The organism is Chryseobacterium suipulveris (genome assembly GCF_022811685.1).
GTDB lineage: Bacteria > Bacteroidota > Bacteroidia > Flavobacteriales > Weeksellaceae > Kaistella > Kaistella suipulveris.
In genome coordinates this window covers 2,436,665-2,455,272 of record NZ_CP094532.1, presented here as the reverse complement: position 1 = coordinate 2,455,272, position 18,608 = coordinate 2,436,665, and the positions used below count along the sequence as shown (strand labels likewise).

The window sequence follows — 18,608 nt, the reverse complement described above, 5'->3', positions numbered from 1 at the left end:
CTTTGAGTCCCTGTTTTTTATCTCCCTATTTTGTAATATTCTTTTTCAGCTTCTTTTTGCACATCCAGTCTTTCTATAGCTATATTAATCCGTTCGGAATTATTTTTATTAAATAAGAGCACATTTTCAATTGCTCGCTCCCCTAAATAATTTCCAGTCTCATTAATTTTCAACTGCATTTCCTTCTCCTCCCTATACTTCTCAACCAATCCCTCCCGAACATTAGGCAAATCCTCCAACCTTTTATCCAATTCAGCAATCTTATCTTCAGTAATTTTTGTCTGCTGTTCAATCTCCGTCACATTCACGCCTTTTTGAGAAAGAATATCAATTTCCTCTTGGACTTTCTCCTTTGTCAAATCAATCGTTTTTTGATAAAATGGAAGCTGGTTTTTCCAGTATTCGGCATTGTCGCCCTCTTCCTTGGAATAGCCTAAGATTCGGTTGTAGTTATGTTGCGCTTTAGTTACTTCTTCCTGAATTTTAATAAAACTGTCATATTTTCGAAGCACAAAAGCAGAATCAGCCAAAAATTTATTTTTTTCGGTTTCAATTTGCTTTTTCATCAGTTCAATTTCTATATTCGCTCTGGTTTCGGGATTCGTGATAATGGCGGTTTTCAGTTCCTGCGTGCTGATGTCAGAAATATCCAAAACATCGGCTCCCTTCTTCATTGCCTCCAAGTATCTTGCCTGTTTGGATTGCAATTTTTGAAGCATAAAGACATCAATGCTGTCATTGGTCAACATAAAGTTGATTCTTACATTTTCGTTCCTATTTCCTTGTCGCCAAGCACGACCTTCCACTTGCCGTAGAGAGGTAAAGTTGTACGGAAGAGAAAGCATGTAAATATCCGTCGTATTTTCCTGAAGGTTCATTCCTTCCTGAATCGCCTCGCTTCCGATGACCACCTTTATTTTTCCGGAATTGAAATCGTCCTGAATCTTTAAACGGTTTGGTTTGCTGGTTGCTCCGGTGATGACTCCGACTTCTTCCGGTTTGTAGCCGACCTCCCGTACCAAATATTCCCTTAGTTTCAGAAATTCCGAAACAGCTAATTCAGAGTAGATAATCTGTCCCGAATCCGGAATGTCGTTTTTGTTCTGCCGAATCAAATCCATCGTTTGTTTTAGTTTCGGAGAATCCTCTATAAACTCTTCTAAAGACGGTTCTTCTCCTTCATAATAGGGAGAAAGATATGGTGAAATCGCAATCAAACGGGCATTAAGGATATGCGTAAGAATTGCCCCTTTTTGGGTTTCGGTAAAGTTTTCATTGAGCATTTCGTATTGCTCACTCGTTAAATAGTTCTGCTCAATCTTATATTCCTTGTTGATTCGGTTGGGCCGCACCAATTCTGGATTGTCTTCTTCGCCTTTGATATCAATAAATTCAGATAAAAGTTGCTGAAACAGCGAATTGTTTTTAAAACGTCGAACATTCGCCTTGAATTTCACATCACCTTTTGCGTCAATCTCCATGTCGTTGTCTGCCTCCATAAAGGTTTCAAAGAAGGTATTCACATTGAAGTAGCCCGATTCTTCTAATCTCTTGTTCGCAATCAAGGAGAGAATAGAATAATATTCCAGTGGTTTATTGGTAAATGGCGTTGCAGAAAGCAAGGTAACATTTCTACCGTCGTTCTTTTCTTGGATGTATTGCGCAGCCATCCAAGTATTGATACCCAACTTTGAAGTCTGCTGGTTTTGATTTCTAAAGTCTGAAGCAAATCGGCGGTCTTCTATTCTTACTTTTCCTACGATATGGTTCGCGTTGTGGACTTCGTCATAAGTCAGATGGTCAAAACCAAAGTCTTCCCAATCGTAAATCTTGCCACGCTTCATTTTACCCACCAGTTCTTTTTCTTTTTCCAGTTCTTTCTGAAAATCCCTTTCGCTGATGGTGTTTACACTTCTTAATTCATTTTCTGAAATATAGGAGAACTTGGAAGCCAGATTTTGGGTAATATTTTCAGAAAAACCGATATTGTTAAAACCCTCGTAAGTGACGATGGTGATTTCCCCATCCTTGTTGTCGAATTTTGAGAGGTCGAAGTCTTTTCCGAGATTTCCCAAGACATTCACTTTGGCTTCGGGAATGGTTTCAAAAATGGTTTCCACCCACTGTTTCAGAATGCTGTCATTGGGAACGACAATCAGCGGTCTTTTTGCGTTACCTCTCTCCATCGCTTCGTGCATGGAGAGAATTCCCGACAATGTTTTTCCAAATCCAACCTCGTGTGCGAGTAATCCAACACCTTTGGTTGTCTGTCGTCCGATTCCTGCTTTTTGCACTTCGGTTAAGCGCAGTTCTCTTCCTTTAAAATTCAAATGGATTTTTGAAAACAATGGAAATTTTGAATAGTCGGGAACAGAGAGGTTGTTGTAGTTTCGGTTAAAATCTTTTACGAAACGCTCCCTTAAATCGTCCGACAACTCTTCCCTCAAAAATTTTTGAAACAAATCATTGGCTGCGGCTTTTCGTCTTTCACGAACCAAGGCATTCCGTTCCTTGTCGCTTCCCGTAACGTTTTCGTTGTCTACAAAACTTCTGACCTCCCAAGATGAGGAACCTGCAAATGCCTCACTCGAAAGTGTTCCGACAAAATCCTTGAATTTTTCAGCAAGGTTATAGGGAACGGTTGCGGTTTCCGTCTGTCTCGTGTTTTGATTCCAGCGTTCTTTTTCAACGGTTCCAAAATCAAACTGGTGGACAAATTCGTGGTTGGGACTGATGGAGATTTCATCTAAAGTTTTTGGTTTTGGAAGGACGCTTTCCAATAAAGATTTCTGCTTCTCATACTGATTTTCGGTTCCGCCAACCGAAAACTTATCTTTAAAGTCTATTTTAAGTTGCTCTAATTTTTTATAGATATTTCCTTCGCCGTAATAGAAATCGTGAACCCAATTTCCGTCAATATAGTTGGCAAACTGGTAATGCTTTCCGTGATTGTTTAATGTTCCATCGTAGGAAGTGTCCCGAAATGCCTCAATCTGTTCTTTGGTAATATCGGTGCTGTTCTGAAGCGAGGCATTCACCACTTCATCGGCTTTCAAAAATTGATATTTTAATATCCCTTTCTTGATTTCCGGTTTGGTCTGAATTCGGTATTCCGCATTTTTCTCGCTGTGTGATTGGATGATTTTATCCGCTTTTCGATGAATTTCATTAATTTGGTCTTTCGAAAAATCTTTCGGATTATCAAAAATTTGGGATTGGAGTTTGGAATACTTTTCAATTTCCTTTTCAATCGCGGGAGATTTGAATTTTACTTCATTAAGTCTGGAAAGAACTTGCTCAATTTTATCTTTCGTTTCTGAAAGGTCAATTTCTTCTGTTTTAGCGGGAATGGTTTTTTCTAAAGTTTTGCTTTTTGATTCTCCTTTAGGTTGATCAACCTCCAAAAACAAATCTTCAAAGAGGTTTCCAATTCTTTCGGTCTGCTTTTTATTTTTGAGTTGCTCAATCCTAGATAAGGCGTCCTCTAAATTTCCATAGACATAGTTTTCCAACCTCCCAAAACGGTTGGTTTTCTCTCGGGTTTCCCCTAAAATCCTGTCGGGATGTTTTTCAAAATAATTGGAAATATCTGTAGAGATTTTCTGGGAATTTTTTTGCAGAATAATAATGTCCGTTCCTACCTGAGTTCCGGCAAAAGCACCATTCGGCAGACGAAAACCTTCCAAAATATCTGCATTTTTTAGTTGGGCTTGTCGGTTCAACCAACCCGAAGGAAGCACCATTGCCACAACTCCATTGGGTTTAAGAGAATCTAAAGACCTTTTGACAAAATAGTCCTCGTATTTGGAGATTTTGGGTTCTTCTCCCAAACCTTTGTATAATCCGCGATGGTCGCCGTAGGGTGGATTACCGATAACCAAATCGTATTTTTCGGCAAATTCCTTCTTGTTGCCTTTCTCGTCGATAAACTCGGTTTCAAAGGAGCGGAGATGGATGTGGGCTTCGGGATGAAGGATTTTCGCAATCTTTGCGGTGGTTTCGTTGATTTCAAAGGCAGTGATATTGGACTTGATTCCCAATTCTTTCACTGCATACAGAAAATTTCCCGTTCCAACGCTGGGTTCCAATACCGAAATTTCCTGCCTGTTCTTAAACTGGTCTTTGATTAAATTTCTGACGGCATCTACAATCCTTGAATCGGTGTAGTATTCATCCAAAATTCCCCTGCCTTCTTTAGCTGTTCCGCCACTTTTGAATTGATGACAGATCTCTTTTAAATCCTCGGTAATGTTAAGACTTTCCTTGAGTTTAACTTGCTTATCGCTGGAAACAAAACAAGCGGCGGAAACAACTTCCGCAACTTGTTCATTGGTCAGTTTTTGACCTTTATATTTTGAAATAAGAACCCCTAATACCTCATTGTTTTGAGTAGATGTTTTTACTATTTCTGCTATTCTATTGGATACATTTCTCCCGGATACGATTCCGCCCAAGGAATGTTCTGCTCCCTCATTTTTTGCAGCATTTTGCGGTTGTGTTCCGTCAACGGGTCCTCGCTCTGGTTTTCCGACCAGATGCTTCCAGATTGTGTCTTCAAGTCCATTTCCAGCATGGTTGCCGTCCACAGCTTGTCCTCCAAAGTGATTTCCGTTTTGCTTGGGTTTGCTTCTTTGGTTAGATTCTCCAGAATTTCGTTGAGAAAGTTCGGCTCCCAAGTGCTGAGTGTCGGAAATTCCTTCGGATTGAGTTCCATCGTCTTCATTTCTTATCGTTTTTTGTTCAACTAAAGTAGTATTTTTCTCTTGAACTTGGAGTTTATTTTTTAAATATTCTTCCAGGTTTTGGTTCCCATTTTTAGAAATTCCATACAGCAGGCGGATGTCCTTGATATTTTTATTTTGAAATTCATTGAGGATTTTTTGTGTAGACCTATTTCCGTCATCATCACCGGTTAGACACAGAAATATCTTTCCGTCGTAGTTTTTGAACCTATCGACAAACTTTTCGATATTTTCTCCTGAATTGACCGTTACAAGGGTTCTGCCATTGTTCTGATTGTTCAGTTTTAAAAGTTCCAAAAAGGAATCTTTGTCGTTATTGCTGTGAAAGACAATCAGTTCGTTTTTAGTTCCCTCGATAACGGAAATTTCTGAACTAGGATGGTTTAAATAGGATGTCTCACTCACTTTTTCTGTTTTTTACGAAGTGGTTGAACTCAAAAATGTCTTTCGCCGTGTCGTCCCAGTTTTTTCTTGGAAGAAGTTGCAGGCTTACAAAGATGTCGGTCTTCTTGTTGTAGGAGTCGATGCGCTCCAATCTTCCGCCGTAGTCCTTTTCGGCGTGTCTGTAGAGGGAATAAGGCAGAATCGTGTCGGTTGGATAGATGTAGAAACGGGTATAGTTCCACGGAGAATTGACTTCGAAGCGTCTGTATTTTTTCTTGAATAACACCGTGTCGGAGAGTTTCCGCCTGTTCTTATAGTTGGGAATCATTTCTTTTGAGAAAATGGCGCCGTCCTTCTTGTTCCAAACTGGTGACGGTTTTTGTTTTTCAAGAATATCGGAAAGAATGATGTTGCCGTTTTCAGCATCCAATGGATAGCACAAAGAATCTCTCACGAGATAGGCATTTTGATTCATTTCGGGAAAGGTGTGGTCTGGAACCAGTTCGATAATTTGGTTTTCCGAATAACTCATTTTCGAGATGTGGAAACTCTGCATCTTGTCCAATCCTCTGGAGGCATCAAAATAGACATTAGAAATAAGGTCTATTCCGCCTTTTTCGGATTTGATTTCCTTGTGGCATGAACTTAAAAAAAGTATGGAAACTAGGACTAAAAATATGGATTTGATTTTCATAATGATTACATTTAAAAAAAAGCGGCAAATCAAAATTTGACTTACCGCCTTCGGATAATAGTCAGGTATTATTTATTATCGTTTGATGCTCTGTTCCTTCACATGGGCTTTTTCCTGTTTTTCTTCATTTTCCAGTCCCTGCAAGGGTTTGTTGGTGTTGATGCGGTTCATGTCGTTGTCGTAAAGGTTCAGGTTCTTGTATTGCGGATTGAGCACCGCTTTTCCTTCCATTATTTTGTCGTCCATTTCAAATTTCACTTTCACCACATTTCCTTTTTCAAGGGATTTGATGGTGTTTTCCCTGTATTCCGGCTTTTCGAAAACGAGGTTGGCTTTTTCCACGATTTTGTCGGTATCGACACCGTAGTTTTTGTAGAAATTCTGGAACATATAGTTTCCTTTCTCCGTCTTTGGCTCCTCAAAGTTGAACTGCACGAAGGCGGTTTCCGACTGGTCGCTCTTTGGGTTGTGGAACTCGATTTTCACACTTCTTCCCTCCAAAAGGTTTACTGCTTCTTTCGCGGTAAAGGTGTTTTCTCTGTTTACCGAAAAATTGTGGGTGATGTCTTCGCCTTTCTCATTCTTTAATTTGGCGTCGTAGGAGTTGAGGAAAACGCCGCCGCTTTCCGTCTTGTTGAATTTCAAGGCAAAATCGACCTTGTTTCCGGGCAGTGCCTTGTCCGATGAAGTTTTGATTTCGAATTGCTGGTTTTTGGACTTGATGCCTTTTTCCAATTCTTTGTGAAGTTTTTCATCTTCGCCGAAACCGAGGTATTTAAGCTGATTTTTTAGATAATCTACCTGGTTGAATTCTTTTTGTGTTTCCATAATGTTTGGGGTTTGATTGTTAAAATATTCTTTGTTTTTATTGAGGTGTTGTGTTAAGTCATCTCCGTTCATTTTGGCGTAATCTTTTATAGAAGGCTCTCCAATGATGTCGTCTATCGAAAATCCTGACCTTGTGGCATCCATTTCTTCTTTAAATCTCGAATGAAAATTACTTTGGCTGAATAAATTGCTCCGTTTTTTCTCATCGGGAAGAAAAAGACTTTTAAGGGAATCGATGATTTTTTCTGTTTCCTCATTTCCCTCGTAGGTAAGCAGTTCTCCGCCAACGAATAGCAAAACATGGTCTTCCGGCTTTCGATACAGCTGGATTTTTGAGGCAATCTGGCTGTAGTTCACTTTGTCGTCTTCCGTCAAGGAGATTTCAAATTCGTGCTTGGTATTACCTTCGGAATCGTCAATAAACAGTTTGACGTAATCCATTTGTGGTGGTTCTTCCATATTTCTAAAATTTTTAGAGTAACTATTATTTGGGTTGTTTTCCGATACGCCGACAATGGGTTCCGCATTCAGTTGGTTCTTGCTGAATTTGTCCACGAGATGGTTATAGACATTGATTTTGGTCTTTTCGTAAAGGGAGTGGTAGTTTCCGCTTTCCAATAAAATCGCGTCCAATGCTGTGAACCCCATCAGTTCGAGTTTTTCGCGGTATTCCTTATACATCTGCTCGTTCACATTGTTCCCATAAAGGATAACTCCCGTTCCGGCGTGGATGGTCATCAGTTCCGTCAGTTTCTCGAACTGTCGATGCTGCGGAAGAATGAATTTTCCCACGATATCGTTCGCATTGTTCAGGATGATGGCTTCCGTTTTGTCCGACAACCCAAACTTTTGACTCGAAATATAGGCGGCGGTATCTTCGGGACTATTGATTTTAAACGGCTGATAATTGGCGGCAAAAATCTGCTTGTTAAAGGAAAAGGTGCTGACTTTTCGCTGCTGTTGGTTTTGCACCGAAAGTTCCAACACTTGGTCGCTTCCCAAATCTCCGTTGAATACTAAATATTTCCCCGAACGAAGATTGATGACGATGCCGTCTTCCACCTTGATTCCCGTGTGGTCGAAGATTTCGTGCAACCTTTGCAACAACATTCGGTCGTGTTTGCTCGAAATCAGTTGTCCGCTAGGATGGTTGTGGACGAGCGTGATGCTTTCGGGCTGCATTTTGAAGACGTTTCCCGTCAACAAACGCAAATCCACCACTGTGGAAGTAATACCGCCTGTTGAAAGATGCTGAACGAGGTAGCTGTCGTCCTTGAATTTGTAGAGTGCAAAGGTGTGTTCCACCGCCTCGTCTTCGAGTGCACGGAAAAGCCAAGCCACATCGTTCACATCGGAAACTTTGGTTCCCGCCATGAATGAAAGACTTTTATTTTCCGAAAACTGTCTCTCTACGAGCGCAAAATCATTGGCGTATCCTTGATTGTCCTTTTCCCGTAGGAGGGCGGAATTTGGGTCAGCATCATTTCTCCCGCTGAAGAGTTTGTAGGGTAATACTTCGCCCGCCGACGTTTTGAGATATTGCGTATCCTCGTCCGTCGGAAATTGGAAATTCGTGTTCGGTCCATATTTGCTCTGGTAATTAATCGTTTCTGTTTCCATCTTTTCAAAAATTTATCTGCGGAATCCACGGCGTTTCTCCTGTTCCTGTACGATTTCTTCTTCGTGTTCTTCCCGGTTTCGGTTCGCGTCTTCGTACGTATCCCTGTCATTGACGTTCAGGTCAATTTCAGAATTGCCACCTTTTAAAATCTGTTTTTCATCGGGTGAGATGCTGTTCACGGTGTTGATTTCTCTTGAAACGATGTTCAAGTCGTTGGAAATTTCCTTGGCGATTTCGGGATATTGGTCCATTTTATCCATCAGAAAATTTTTCAGTTTCTGAAGTTCGTTCTTGTAGCGGTTCATTTCCACGACATCCTTTTTGTCGGCAATAATTGCGGTGAGTTCGGTGGCGTTTTTTATGAGGTCGAATTCGGCAACGATGTTGTTTTCCTTGTCGTAGATAAATGCCTTTTTCTCAAGCGAAAGTTTCTGTTCATTTTGATTTGAAAGGTCTTGAATAGTGGAATACACAATTCTGTCCTTACTGTTCTTGAGGATTTCGGAGATGCTTTTATCCCGCTCCAGAAAGATGACTTTCAGTCGGGTGTTGTTTTCCGTGAGTTGGAAGATTGCCCTGTTCTTGTCGTTGTCTGCGACGATGGTGTAGCCCTGCAGAAATTTTTGGATGTCGTCCGCTTTCAGTTTTTTTGAAAATGACAAGTCTTCGTTGATGATGCCGAACTTTTTAAGTTCTTCGGTAGGTAGGTTTTCAGTTTGCATAATAGGTTGCGATTAAATTGTTTGCTTTGTTTAGGTCGTTTAAGAAATGGTAGGGATTGATGCTTTGTCCAAACTCCTTTACCGCAAAATGCAGGTGCGGTCCGGTAGAGTTTCCGGTGTTTCCACTTTTCCCGATGATGAAGCCCGCCCTCACTTTTTCCCCGACTTTGTAGTAGATTTCGGAGAGGTGGAGATAGGAGGTTTCAAATCGGTTGAAATGTTTGATTTTGATGTAGTTTCCACCGCCTTTGGAATCCCAACCTGCTTCGGTAATGATTCCATCAAGCACGGCGTGAACATCTTCGTAGTTGGCTTTGAGGTCAATTCCGTTGTGCATTTTTGCAGTGCCGAAAATTGGATGCATCCTTGTTCCGTAAGGCGAAGTCACGCTAATTCTATTGCGCAAAGGCATTGAGATATTTTTCCGTAAACCTTCAAAGGTGGTTTCAAAATCCTTTTCCTGCTTTTTTTCGGGTTGAAAATTTTGCATCAGTTCAAATAGTGAATCTTTCATCTTTTTGTAGTCCACGTTACTTTGATTGTTTCCATTATGGTAGTTTTTAAGCATCGTCTTTAGAGAGTCGATTTGACTCGTTAACATCTTCATTGAACTTTCGGTTTCGTTTTTCAGTTCCGATTTTGGGGTGATGTTGAAGATTTCTTTCCACGATTTTTTCTCCTTTTTTTGGTTGGAATTCTCCTCTTTTGGGGTTTCCATAATTTTAAAGTCTTCCGTTTTGTGTGGTTTTGTCGGCATCAGCGTATTGAATTGAGCCATGGAATAACCGCCTGTTAAAAGGAGAATTGTTAATGTTATTATTGTCGTTCTATTTTTCATTTTTAGTAAATTCATTTACGATTAATTCAACCTCCTTATTGATTTTTCTGAAGTTGGTCATCAGGACATCGTTTTTACGATTGTTTCCCATTTTGTCGACAAATGAGTAATAGGAAGGCATTTTCACATAGTTGTGTTCTTCCTGTTTGATGGCCTTCATATCCAAATTGATTTTGCCGTTCATCGCCGAAGTTTTGTATTCCTCGGTGTCGTTTTCCTCGCCCTGAGCAATCATTCCGACCATTTCGCCAGTTTTGAGCGTCGCAATTTTTCCTGCAGGAATCATAAAGTCCATTTTCTCGTTGATGCTGGTCGTCGTTCCTTGTTGGGAGATGGATTGGGAATAGGATTTTTGCTTGATTTTTCCGAACAGTTTCTCCAGCCATTCCAGAGTATTTTTGTCCCTTGCGGAACCTGAAAGGATATTTCCAACAATGGCGGAAATGGTGTCGGCAACTTCTTTTTTGTAAAACTGTCGGAGTTGTGGGATTTCCTGAAGTCCCAATAAGACTGCCACTTTGTTGCTCCTTGCGGTCGCCACCACGTTGTCGATTTTATGTATGTAGATGGTGGGAAACTCGTCAGCAATAATTCCTCCCGGCAAATTGTGTTTGGAGTTGATGAGTCGTAAAGTCCTGTTCAAAACCGATGAATAAAGGGCGGAATTGATGTCCTGCGTTCCTGGATCGGATGCCAAAATCAGGATGGAAGGATTCTCCCTGTTCGTAATTTTTAGTTCCACTTCGTCGCCCGAAAACACCCAGAAACTTTCCTTGGTCGCCAATCGTGAGAGAAATATCTTCAAGGTTCCGACCTGTCCCTCCAACTGGTCAAATGCCTTGTTTTCATACGCCGTCTTAAAGGGAGAAAGCAGTGAGAATATTTCCTCGTTGGTAAAAAGTGTGTCAAAAATCTCCTTGTAACTTCGGTTCATAAAGGACAGGATATGTGGTAAATCCGAATATTTTCCGTCCTCGTAGGTGGCAAAAAAGTAGATACTCGACGAAAGAAAGTTGATGGCAGATTGGGTGAAAAAGGCATCGGAGCCGCCTCCCGAACTTGAACCTCCCTTTTGGAGCGACGATACCATTGACTCCGCCATTTCCTGTGCTTCCGCCAAGGTTTGGATGTATTCTTTTTTGAATGGATTTACCCTTTTGGATTTTTCTACCTCGTTCAGATTGATGACATGAAAATCGTATTCATACCCTGAATCTTTGCTTTTCTTCAACAGATAATGGTAGTAGGCAATCTGCGCCAAATCGGGAAACTTGAAATCGTAAATACACAGGCAGAAGCCTTTCGCTATCATTTGCCTGATTGCGGGATTGATGATTCCGAAAGACTTTCCACTTCCAGGCGTTCCAATCACCATCGTCCCACGAAATGGATTGATATTGACCCATCCCTTGTTGATTTTTTTACTGTATCTGAAGAGATATGGGATATTGATCGAGGTGTCCGTTTCTACAAGTTCCTGATTTTGGGCAAAACTTTCTTCCTCTACATTCCATCGGTCTTTTCCCATTTTTTGTTGCATGAGTTTTGAGATGGCGTCTGCTCCCATTTGAAGGATTACTGCACCCAAAAAAGACAATACGGCATAGATGACCTGATAAAGATTCAGCGCAGGAAAAATTTTAGGGAGTTTGGAGTTTCCTGCCTCGTTTTGCCAAACGAGTGAAGAAAAAATCATCAACAAGCCCAATATCATGGGGATTACGATTTCCGTGGCGATGTTCAAATCCTTTTTCTTCTTCGCCTTTGTCCCGACAGCGACCAATCCAATGAGAATCAGGGTCGCAAACTTTGCGTTGATGGGTGGGTAAAAGAAACTCATCTTCGAGAAATTTTTCAATAGGTTTGAAACTATAGGAATATCTGCATCGAGGTAGAAAAGCGACGCACAATCCAATGCCACGACCGCATAAACCGCCTTCTGAAGGAATCCGTAAATCTTAATTTGGTGTTGTTGTTCCTGCATTACTTCCTATAAATTGTAGTTTTTTAAAAACTCTTTCTCTTCTTCCTCAATACGGTCTTTACCATAAATCTTCACTGCAATCTCCTTATACCACGCTTTCAGATAAGCCATTTTTATAATTTCCTTTTCTATTTCCTTCTTTGCTTTTCTGAGACGGAATAAAAAAAATATGGATATGCAAGAAGCGATGAAAGCGATGAACGCCAGGAGAAGGACAATAATTAATTCTGTTGGTAATGGGTTCATAACTAAAATGTATCTGCTTTTAAAATATCTGAATAATTCACCTTCATGTCGATGGTTCTTCCCGAGAGTTGTTCCTCAATCAGGCGGATCATCATCACCTTGCTGTTCGGAAAAGTGAATTTTTTGAAGACATAGATGTTTCTGAAATTTTTCCTGAAATGTTTCGGGGCGTAAAGTCTAAAAATCGGTGTCATCTCGATGCTTTGATTGTTGGTCGCCTTGTAGATTTTTTTGTCCTCGATGGAAAATTTTAGGTCTTCGATATCGTAACTCAGGTTCGAGCTGTTTTTGAAGGTCATATCGAGAAAGATATAGTCGCTGATAACGTACACATTGTTGAGCTGCATACTGAGTTTAAGATCTTTCTGCTCCCTGATTGGATTTTCTTCCGTCTTCTTCTGGATGATGTCCATCGCAAACTTGGTCAGCTCCAAGTTGGAAAAACGGGTTTTGTCCAGTTCAATCGGCTGCATCTCTTCCGACTGGATATGGATGTTGGTCACGGTGTTTTTATTTTCCGAATTTCTGTAAATAGCCTTATATTGGGCAATAAAAGACTGACCTACAACGGTTATTATTCCTATTTTGTCGCCATTCAATAAAGAGGTGGTTTTTGCCTTTTCCTTTGGGTCGACGTTGGTAGGAGCATCCGTGATCTTGATTCTCGCGATATTGGTGTTCGGTAGATCACCCGTGAGTTTTTGGGTGGACAAATCCACATATTGGATGGGTTCCGGTGAGATGATGTGCAGGTTGACGCCCTCCGTAATCACTAGTTCGGGCAATTCCGAAATGACTTGTTCCTTGGTTGCGGTTTGGGCAATAAAAAGGTTGGATATAAGGAATAATAGGATATTGATTGCTGTTTTCATTTTTATTTCTTTTGTTGGTTTTGTGAGTCTTTAAGCTGTTTTTCGTCGATGAGAAATACATAGGAGTTGTATTTCAGTTTGGCTTTGTTGGTTTTAATGAGGTTGGCTATGGATTTGGAGGTGGAAGTGAACAATTTTGAGCCGATGCTCGTGAAAAATCCCTGTCCGCCCATATCCATCTGTGTTCCCTGTACGGAGTTGCTCCCCATTTCCCGAATCATGTCCCTGAAGACGCTTTCCGGAACATAAAGTCCCTTCAAACCGTCGATATCATAGATGGAAAGGTTGACGGGAAGAATTTCTCCCTTGGTAAATACCGAGACAATCTTGAGGTCAACCCGCTGCATGGAAAATCCCGAGATTTGCCCGTAAAGGATGGAGCCTTTCTCAATTTTTCTGTTGCCGACGAAGATGTCTTCCAACAATCGAAACCGGATTCTGCTTCCCAGAAATCCCTTGTTGTTCTCATCAATCACGGCTTTGATGAAGCTGTTCTCATTCTTTCTGTAGAAGGCATTGAACCCACTGTTGATTCCCGACTTGCCGACATTGAAGGTGGAATTGAGGAACTCGTCCATCTTTTCCCTGTTTGCCTTGAGTTTCTGTTCCGCCAATAGTTTGGCTTGGTATTCCGGATCTCTTGCTTTCTCTAAAGAATCCATAACGAGCATCTGCTGTTTTAAATATTTTACGGGGTCCTGCTGGGCATTTTGATTGCCGGATTTTGTATTTTCTGATAGTTGCTCATTATCCTGTTTTCCGTAGGATTTGTCGTTCAGCATTCTAATGATTTCGGAAGACCTTTTAAAGTCCTTGTCCTCGTTTTGTTGTTTTGGATTGTAGTAGGAAGAGTTGCCTCCTTTTGACGCTTGCTGATTTTGTCTGCTCGATACCGCCTTTAGTGAGTCTATTTTTCTTTTCTGGTCCAAGGACAACTGGTCTTCATAACTGAGCAGGCTATCCTGTTCCTTGTCCAATCCTCCGAGCATCGTCCTATTGTCGTCCTTCTTGAAAAAGGCGTCGTAGGCATCATTCTTCGTCATGATGGAGTCCCGTGTTTCTCCCAGAGATAGGGAAAGTTCTTTCGGCTTGTCTTTTTTAGAGGTGTCCTCTTTGGTAAATTGGGCACCCACATACACAAAGAGCAGCAGGAATGGCAATGCCAGAAGGGGCATCACATATTTTTTTTCCTTAAAGTTGATTTTCTTAATGTCCATGTTGCAGTTCTTGGTATTGGTTGTACAAATATTCTATTCTCAGGCTGTCTTCTTTTTGGAGTTCTTTTCGGTCTCTTTTCATTTTTAAAATTTTGAGTTCATTAACTATTTTCTCCATCTCTTTTTCTTGGTTTTTATTAATTTGCTGGGTCGTGTTGCTCTTGGAATAGAGGTTTGGGGGCTTAATCTTAAATGCCGACTGACTCGGAAAGAAAATTCCCTGTATCAGCGATCCGATAAAAGACAAGGAGAGAAAAACCATCGAATAAGTGAAAAACTTCTTCGGATTTTTTGCCGCCCATTCCAATCCCTTTTTTACGGTTTGTTTTAGAAAATTTTTCATTTTTAGTAGGAATTTTTGGTTTGGTTGGAGATTTCCTCGTTGTCGATAATCCTCCAATTTTTAAGCATCACACCGTGCGGATTGTTTGGACTTCGGATGATGTCCTCAAAGTATCCTTCGGTAATCAATTTTCTTGTAATCACGGCAGACTTTCTGGTAATCATCTGCTTTCCGAAAAAGGAGAATTTCTGTTGCTCCATATTGAGCGAGATGGAATCCGTATGAATACTGACCATGGAACTGGAGGCCACAATCTGGTTGTAGAAGCCTTTTTCCTTGAGATTGGTGTATTCTTTTTTTCCGCTGTCGTCAATGAGGTACAGTGATTTTTGAATATTCTCTTTGATGTAGGCATCATCGGGAGCCAAGGTGAAAAATAGTCGGTGGAACAGTTCAATTTGGGCTTTGTATTCTACGGGTCTGTTTAACAAGACATCGGTCTGCTTTGCCAGTACCGGAACTCCGTTGTCCAAAATGTAGATGGACTTTCTGGAATCCTGAATCATCCTATAGGCAAAGAAGAAGCCCGCCAATACGATAATTACGGCAAATGCCACCGTTCCCAATGAAACTACCTTGTTGATTTTTATTCTTTGTTCGATATTTTTGATCAGCATCTTATTTATTTTTTGTTGTTATTCATCGCACTGTTGACCATTCCCGATGCGGAACCTGATGCAGCCGATTTTGCTGCTGCTCCCGCTACTGAAGCTCCGCCCGTTTTGGCTGCCAATACCGTTGTTTTAGCGGCACTCGCCATTCTTCCTGCCGCACTCTTCATCTTGGTCATCGCACCTGCGCCTCCTGCCGTAACAATGGTGTCGGCAATGGTGGGCGTCATCAAAACCCCGATTCCCGTCACGATGTAGGCGACACAGGTAAAAAGTCCATTGTAAATCATTCCGGAATTGCTCACATAGACCATCAAGGCGTCCAGATTGGTGATGGTTCCGTTCGTTAAAAGGGTGTCGTATCGCTCAATCTCCATCTCGTAACCCGAAGCGATCAGTTGCTGACCGATATTGATGATGGTATAGGCAACAAAGGTGTACAGGTTGATGTTGATGAACTTGGAAACCCAGCTGTACAGCGAGTTTTCAAATCCTGGAACGAGTGCCATTCCCACAGCGATAGGTCCCAGAATAATAAGGATGTAGGCCCAAATTTTTTGGATGAAGAAAATAAGGTAGACACAGATTCGAAGGATGGAAAGGCAAACGAACTCGATAATTTCTGCAACCAGTTTTTGGAGCTGGAACTCCATCCGTAACTGCCATTCCTTGATGGGTTGGATGAGTTTGTCGAGTCCCTCGCTGATGTCGAACCAAGAGTCGTCTGCATCTTTGCCGGTGTTGTTGATGACGTCCTGCTTCGCATCCTCGTCAGCTTTGAGTTTGATGACGGCATCGAGTAACTGTTGCTGTTTCTTGAATCGTTGAATCCTCAAATCATTCACTTCGGACTCGATGTCGCTGAAGATGGCGATTCCCGGTTCTGCAATGGCTTCAAAGGGTGCCTGAATCAGATTGACAAATCCACTCCAGTACACCAGGGTAAATCCAATAAGGATGGGTTTGAGCATCGGGGTGATTTCCCATTCCCGGTCGCCCGCCGCCATTTGCCAACCCATGTATCCGAGATACATCAATGCTCCCAATCCTCCGATTGCCCTTCCAACCAAAGCGGAGCCGACAGCACCGTCCTGAATGCTGTTGTCCAGTTTGGTGAAGACCTCCATAAACCATTTCTCAAATGCGCCGTCGCCTTTTAAGAACTGAAGCAAATTGCTGTAGTCGCCGTCGGTTTGGGCAAAGCCAATAAACGGCAGCAATATTGCCAAGAGGCAAAATAAGGGTGTAATATTTCTTTTCATCACTAAAATTTGTGTTTGTATTGCTGCATCGTGTTGTGGACGATCTGCTTGTCTGAAGCGGGAGTCCAAGCCTGTGGCAACGCATAGGGTGAATGGTTTTTCAGAATATTTTTGTAGTCTAAAAGAAGCGTCGTCTTATCGTTGTGTTTCCTTAATTCCTGCACAAACCTTCTCCATTTGATAAGGGTGTCATGGTACATCAAAAAGCGTTTTCCTCTCGGCATATCCATAGATCTCGACATCGAATACTTTTCCTTGATTAAGTCCAATTCCTCCTGAAGTCTTTTTAAAGTTCCCGTGGTATTGAGCGTTTCGTAGGTTTGCTGGTTCTTCAGCCTCCATTCGATAAAGTTTTGAGGATTGTCTGGAAATTCGGTAATGGGTCTGAGCATCCTTTTGTAGTAGAGCAACCAGAGCGGGTCTGCATCGACCGTCGCCGAAGTCCAATGGGCAAAGTCTTGGACGCTTCTTTTATAGATGGTGTCGGATGCCGCCTTTATCTTTTTTGCCTCTTCCTCTTGAAATTTCACTTGGGCAAAACGCTGGTTTTGAAGTCCCGTCGGTTTTAGCGGTCGGATATCTTCTCCATCCTTATAATCCCTGTTTCTGCTGGGAGCCCACATTCCCCAAACGGTGGCATACGCGAAGTTGGTCTGAATCCCCAAAAGGTATTTTGGATAGGGACGCCAATCGCCCCAACTCTGGAACACCATCCTTTTGTGCTGGGCTACGATGGAGGGGTCGTTCAAACGCTTTACGGTAAACTGCCCGAATACGCCGACTGCTGTCAGCAAGAGCGGAACGAGGGCTAATTTTTTGACTAATTTTTTCATCTTTATACTTGTTGTTTTTAGTTGAATACATATTTGTATTTTTGGATAATGTCTCCGACAATGGCCTTGTCAATATTGAGGTAGTTTCTTAGTACGGGAACTTGGTACAGGTAAGGAATCTTCTTGGCGTTTTCTAACCTCAGTATAATGTAGAGGATGTTCCCGTTGATATTCCTAACTCGAGTAAACACCTTTTCAATAAGCATCTCCCTGTCCATCGGATCCATCAGGAAATCCTTGTTCTCATTCAAAATATCCTGCGTAACTTCCTGTTTGAGTTTTAAGGCCTGTTTGCCGATTTCGACATAGTATTTGGAAACCAAGACGGCATATTCTGGATGTTGCGCCGACAAGTCCAGCATTTTGTTGGAGTTGTTCGCTACCTTTCCCAGATATTGGTACAGATAGATTAACTTTTTGCTCTGCGTGAGTGCCGAGTTGACATTTTTTAGTTGTTGGTAGATGTATTCCTGAATGGCGATGACCTGTGCAGTCTTGTTTTTAATGTCGTCGTACAGTTCCTTCTGTTTTTCATAAGAGTTTAGAAATGCCTGCTCGCTTCCCAGCCTTACGCCGTGGTTGGTGGTCATCTGCACCAAGAGTTTGTCGTTGATAACAATCTGCTGTCCGCTTACAAAACCAACAGAAAAAAACAAGATTCCTCCGATAAATAGTTTTCTCATTTTTAAAAGGATTTGATGTTTTTCATAATGTTCTCGACCACCTGTTTGTCCCGATTCACATAGTATTGAAAGGCTCTTTTGTTTCGTAAGACTTTTGCCTTGATGTCCCGAATCTTTAAAAGCATATGGGTAGAATTTCTGCTCAGCGTCTTGACTTCTCCCAAGGCATAATCCAATAAAATCTTGCGCTCCGACTTTTCCATCTGGTTCATTGCCCCATAGGAAACCACAATCCCGACAATCAGCCTCGTCACCATTTGCAGATCATCCACAAACTGAACCTGTGAAGGCAGAACCGCGATGATGGAATAAGGTGCGGTACTGATTTCATGGATAATGGCTTGCTGGTTTTGGGTGATTTTCGTAATCTCCCTGCTCATCGCAATTCCTGTGGGAATCGCTTGAATGGCGAACGATACGATTCGAAGTCTGTCCTGAATTTTGGTCACCTTGTCCTTGAAATTGTTCCACTGGGTTTTGTTGGCAGTTTCCACCGTGGCATTGGCAATTTGGTTTTTCCGCATCTCCTTCTGCCTCTCGTTTTCATCCATCGTCGCCTTGATTTCTAGGTTCATCATCGGAAAGGATACGTTTTCCTGCTGCCAAGACGGCGTGGAGCCGCCACTGGATGAAGTGAGCACAAAATAAATCAGCAAGCCCCCAAACCCCCGAAGGGGGCTTTTTAAAGCGTTAATTATGGGATGTTTCATTTTCATCTTATTTTTTTA

The 18,608-nt window shown here is 41.7% G+C and carries 14 protein-coding genes; all 14 read right to left on the bottom strand.

Annotation, left to right across the window (positions count from 1 at the left end):
- Window positions 1-17: 17 nt before the first annotated feature.
- A complete protein-coding gene (locus tag MTP09_RS11500; RefSeq protein WP_243548501.1) occupies window positions 18-5,147 on the bottom strand; it encodes a helicase-related protein in 5,130 nt (1,709 codons plus the stop codon).
- Window positions 5,140-5,820: a hypothetical protein gene (locus MTP09_RS11495; protein WP_185208555.1), complete on the bottom strand. Its 681-nt coding sequence runs from the start codon at window positions 5,818-5,820 to the stop codon at window positions 5,140-5,142. Before MTP09_RS11495 ends, MTP09_RS11500 begins: the two co-directional genes overlap by 8 nt.
- A gap of 75 nt (window positions 5,821-5,895) precedes the next feature.
- Window positions 5,896-8,268 (bottom strand): JAB domain-containing protein, encoded by a 2,373-nt coding sequence (locus tag MTP09_RS11490; protein ID WP_185208552.1) that lies wholly within the window; start codon window positions 8,266-8,268, stop codon window positions 5,896-5,898.
- 12 nt (window positions 8,269-8,280) lie between these two features.
- Complete coding sequence (locus tag MTP09_RS11485; RefSeq protein WP_185208550.1) at window positions 8,281-8,991, bottom strand: hypothetical protein; 711 nt, start codon at window positions 8,989-8,991, stop codon at window positions 8,281-8,283.
- Window positions 8,981-9,829 (bottom strand): M23 family metallopeptidase, encoded by an 849-nt coding sequence (locus tag MTP09_RS11480; protein WP_024565603.1) that lies wholly within the window; start codon window positions 9,827-9,829, stop codon window positions 8,981-8,983. Before MTP09_RS11480 ends, MTP09_RS11485 begins: the two co-directional genes overlap by 11 nt.
- Window positions 9,819-11,813, bottom strand: a complete 1,995-nt coding sequence (locus MTP09_RS11475) for a type IV secretion system DNA-binding domain-containing protein (protein WP_243548500.1) — start codon at window positions 11,811-11,813, stop codon at window positions 9,819-9,821. The genes MTP09_RS11480 and MTP09_RS11475 overlap by 11 nt, the downstream gene beginning before the upstream one ends.
- Window positions 11,814-12,061: 248 nt before the next feature.
- Window positions 12,062-12,931, bottom strand: coding sequence for a DUF4138 domain-containing protein (locus tag MTP09_RS11470; protein ID WP_076782001.1), 870 nt, complete (start codon window positions 12,929-12,931; stop codon window positions 12,062-12,064).
- Window positions 12,932-12,933: 2 nt separating this feature from the next.
- A complete protein-coding gene (gene traM, locus MTP09_RS11465; protein WP_243551654.1) occupies window positions 12,934-14,142 on the bottom strand; it encodes a conjugative transposon protein TraM in 1,209 nt (402 codons plus the stop codon).
- The gene (locus MTP09_RS11460; protein ID WP_243548499.1) at window positions 14,138-14,491 is read right to left on the bottom strand and encodes a hypothetical protein; all 354 of its coding nucleotides are present in this window, start codon (window positions 14,489-14,491) and stop codon (window positions 14,138-14,140) included. The genes traM and MTP09_RS11460 overlap by 5 nt, the downstream gene beginning before the upstream one ends.
- Before the next feature lie 2 nt (window positions 14,492-14,493).
- Window positions 14,494-15,108: a conjugative transposon protein TraK gene (gene traK, locus MTP09_RS11455; protein WP_055041580.1), complete on the bottom strand. Its 615-nt coding sequence runs from the start codon at window positions 15,106-15,108 to the stop codon at window positions 14,494-14,496.
- A gap of 5 nt (window positions 15,109-15,113) precedes the next feature.
- Window positions 15,114-16,364, bottom strand: coding sequence for a hypothetical protein (locus MTP09_RS11450; protein WP_243548498.1), 1,251 nt, complete (start codon window positions 16,362-16,364; stop codon window positions 15,114-15,116).
- A gap of 2 nt (window positions 16,365-16,366) precedes the next feature.
- On the bottom strand, window positions 16,367-17,197 hold the full coding sequence (locus MTP09_RS11445) for a hypothetical protein (RefSeq protein ID WP_243548497.1): 831 nt from the start codon (window positions 17,195-17,197) through the stop codon (window positions 16,367-16,369).
- Window positions 17,198-17,214: 17 nt separating this feature from the next.
- On the bottom strand, window positions 17,215-17,880 hold the full coding sequence (locus MTP09_RS11440; protein ID WP_035590942.1) for a hypothetical protein: 666 nt from the start codon (window positions 17,878-17,880) through the stop codon (window positions 17,215-17,217).
- Window positions 17,881-17,882: 2 nt separating this feature from the next.
- The gene (locus MTP09_RS11435; protein WP_024567402.1) at window positions 17,883-18,590 is read right to left on the bottom strand and encodes a hypothetical protein; all 708 of its coding nucleotides are present in this window, start codon (window positions 18,588-18,590) and stop codon (window positions 17,883-17,885) included.
- Window positions 18,591-18,608: the final 18 nt, after the last annotated feature.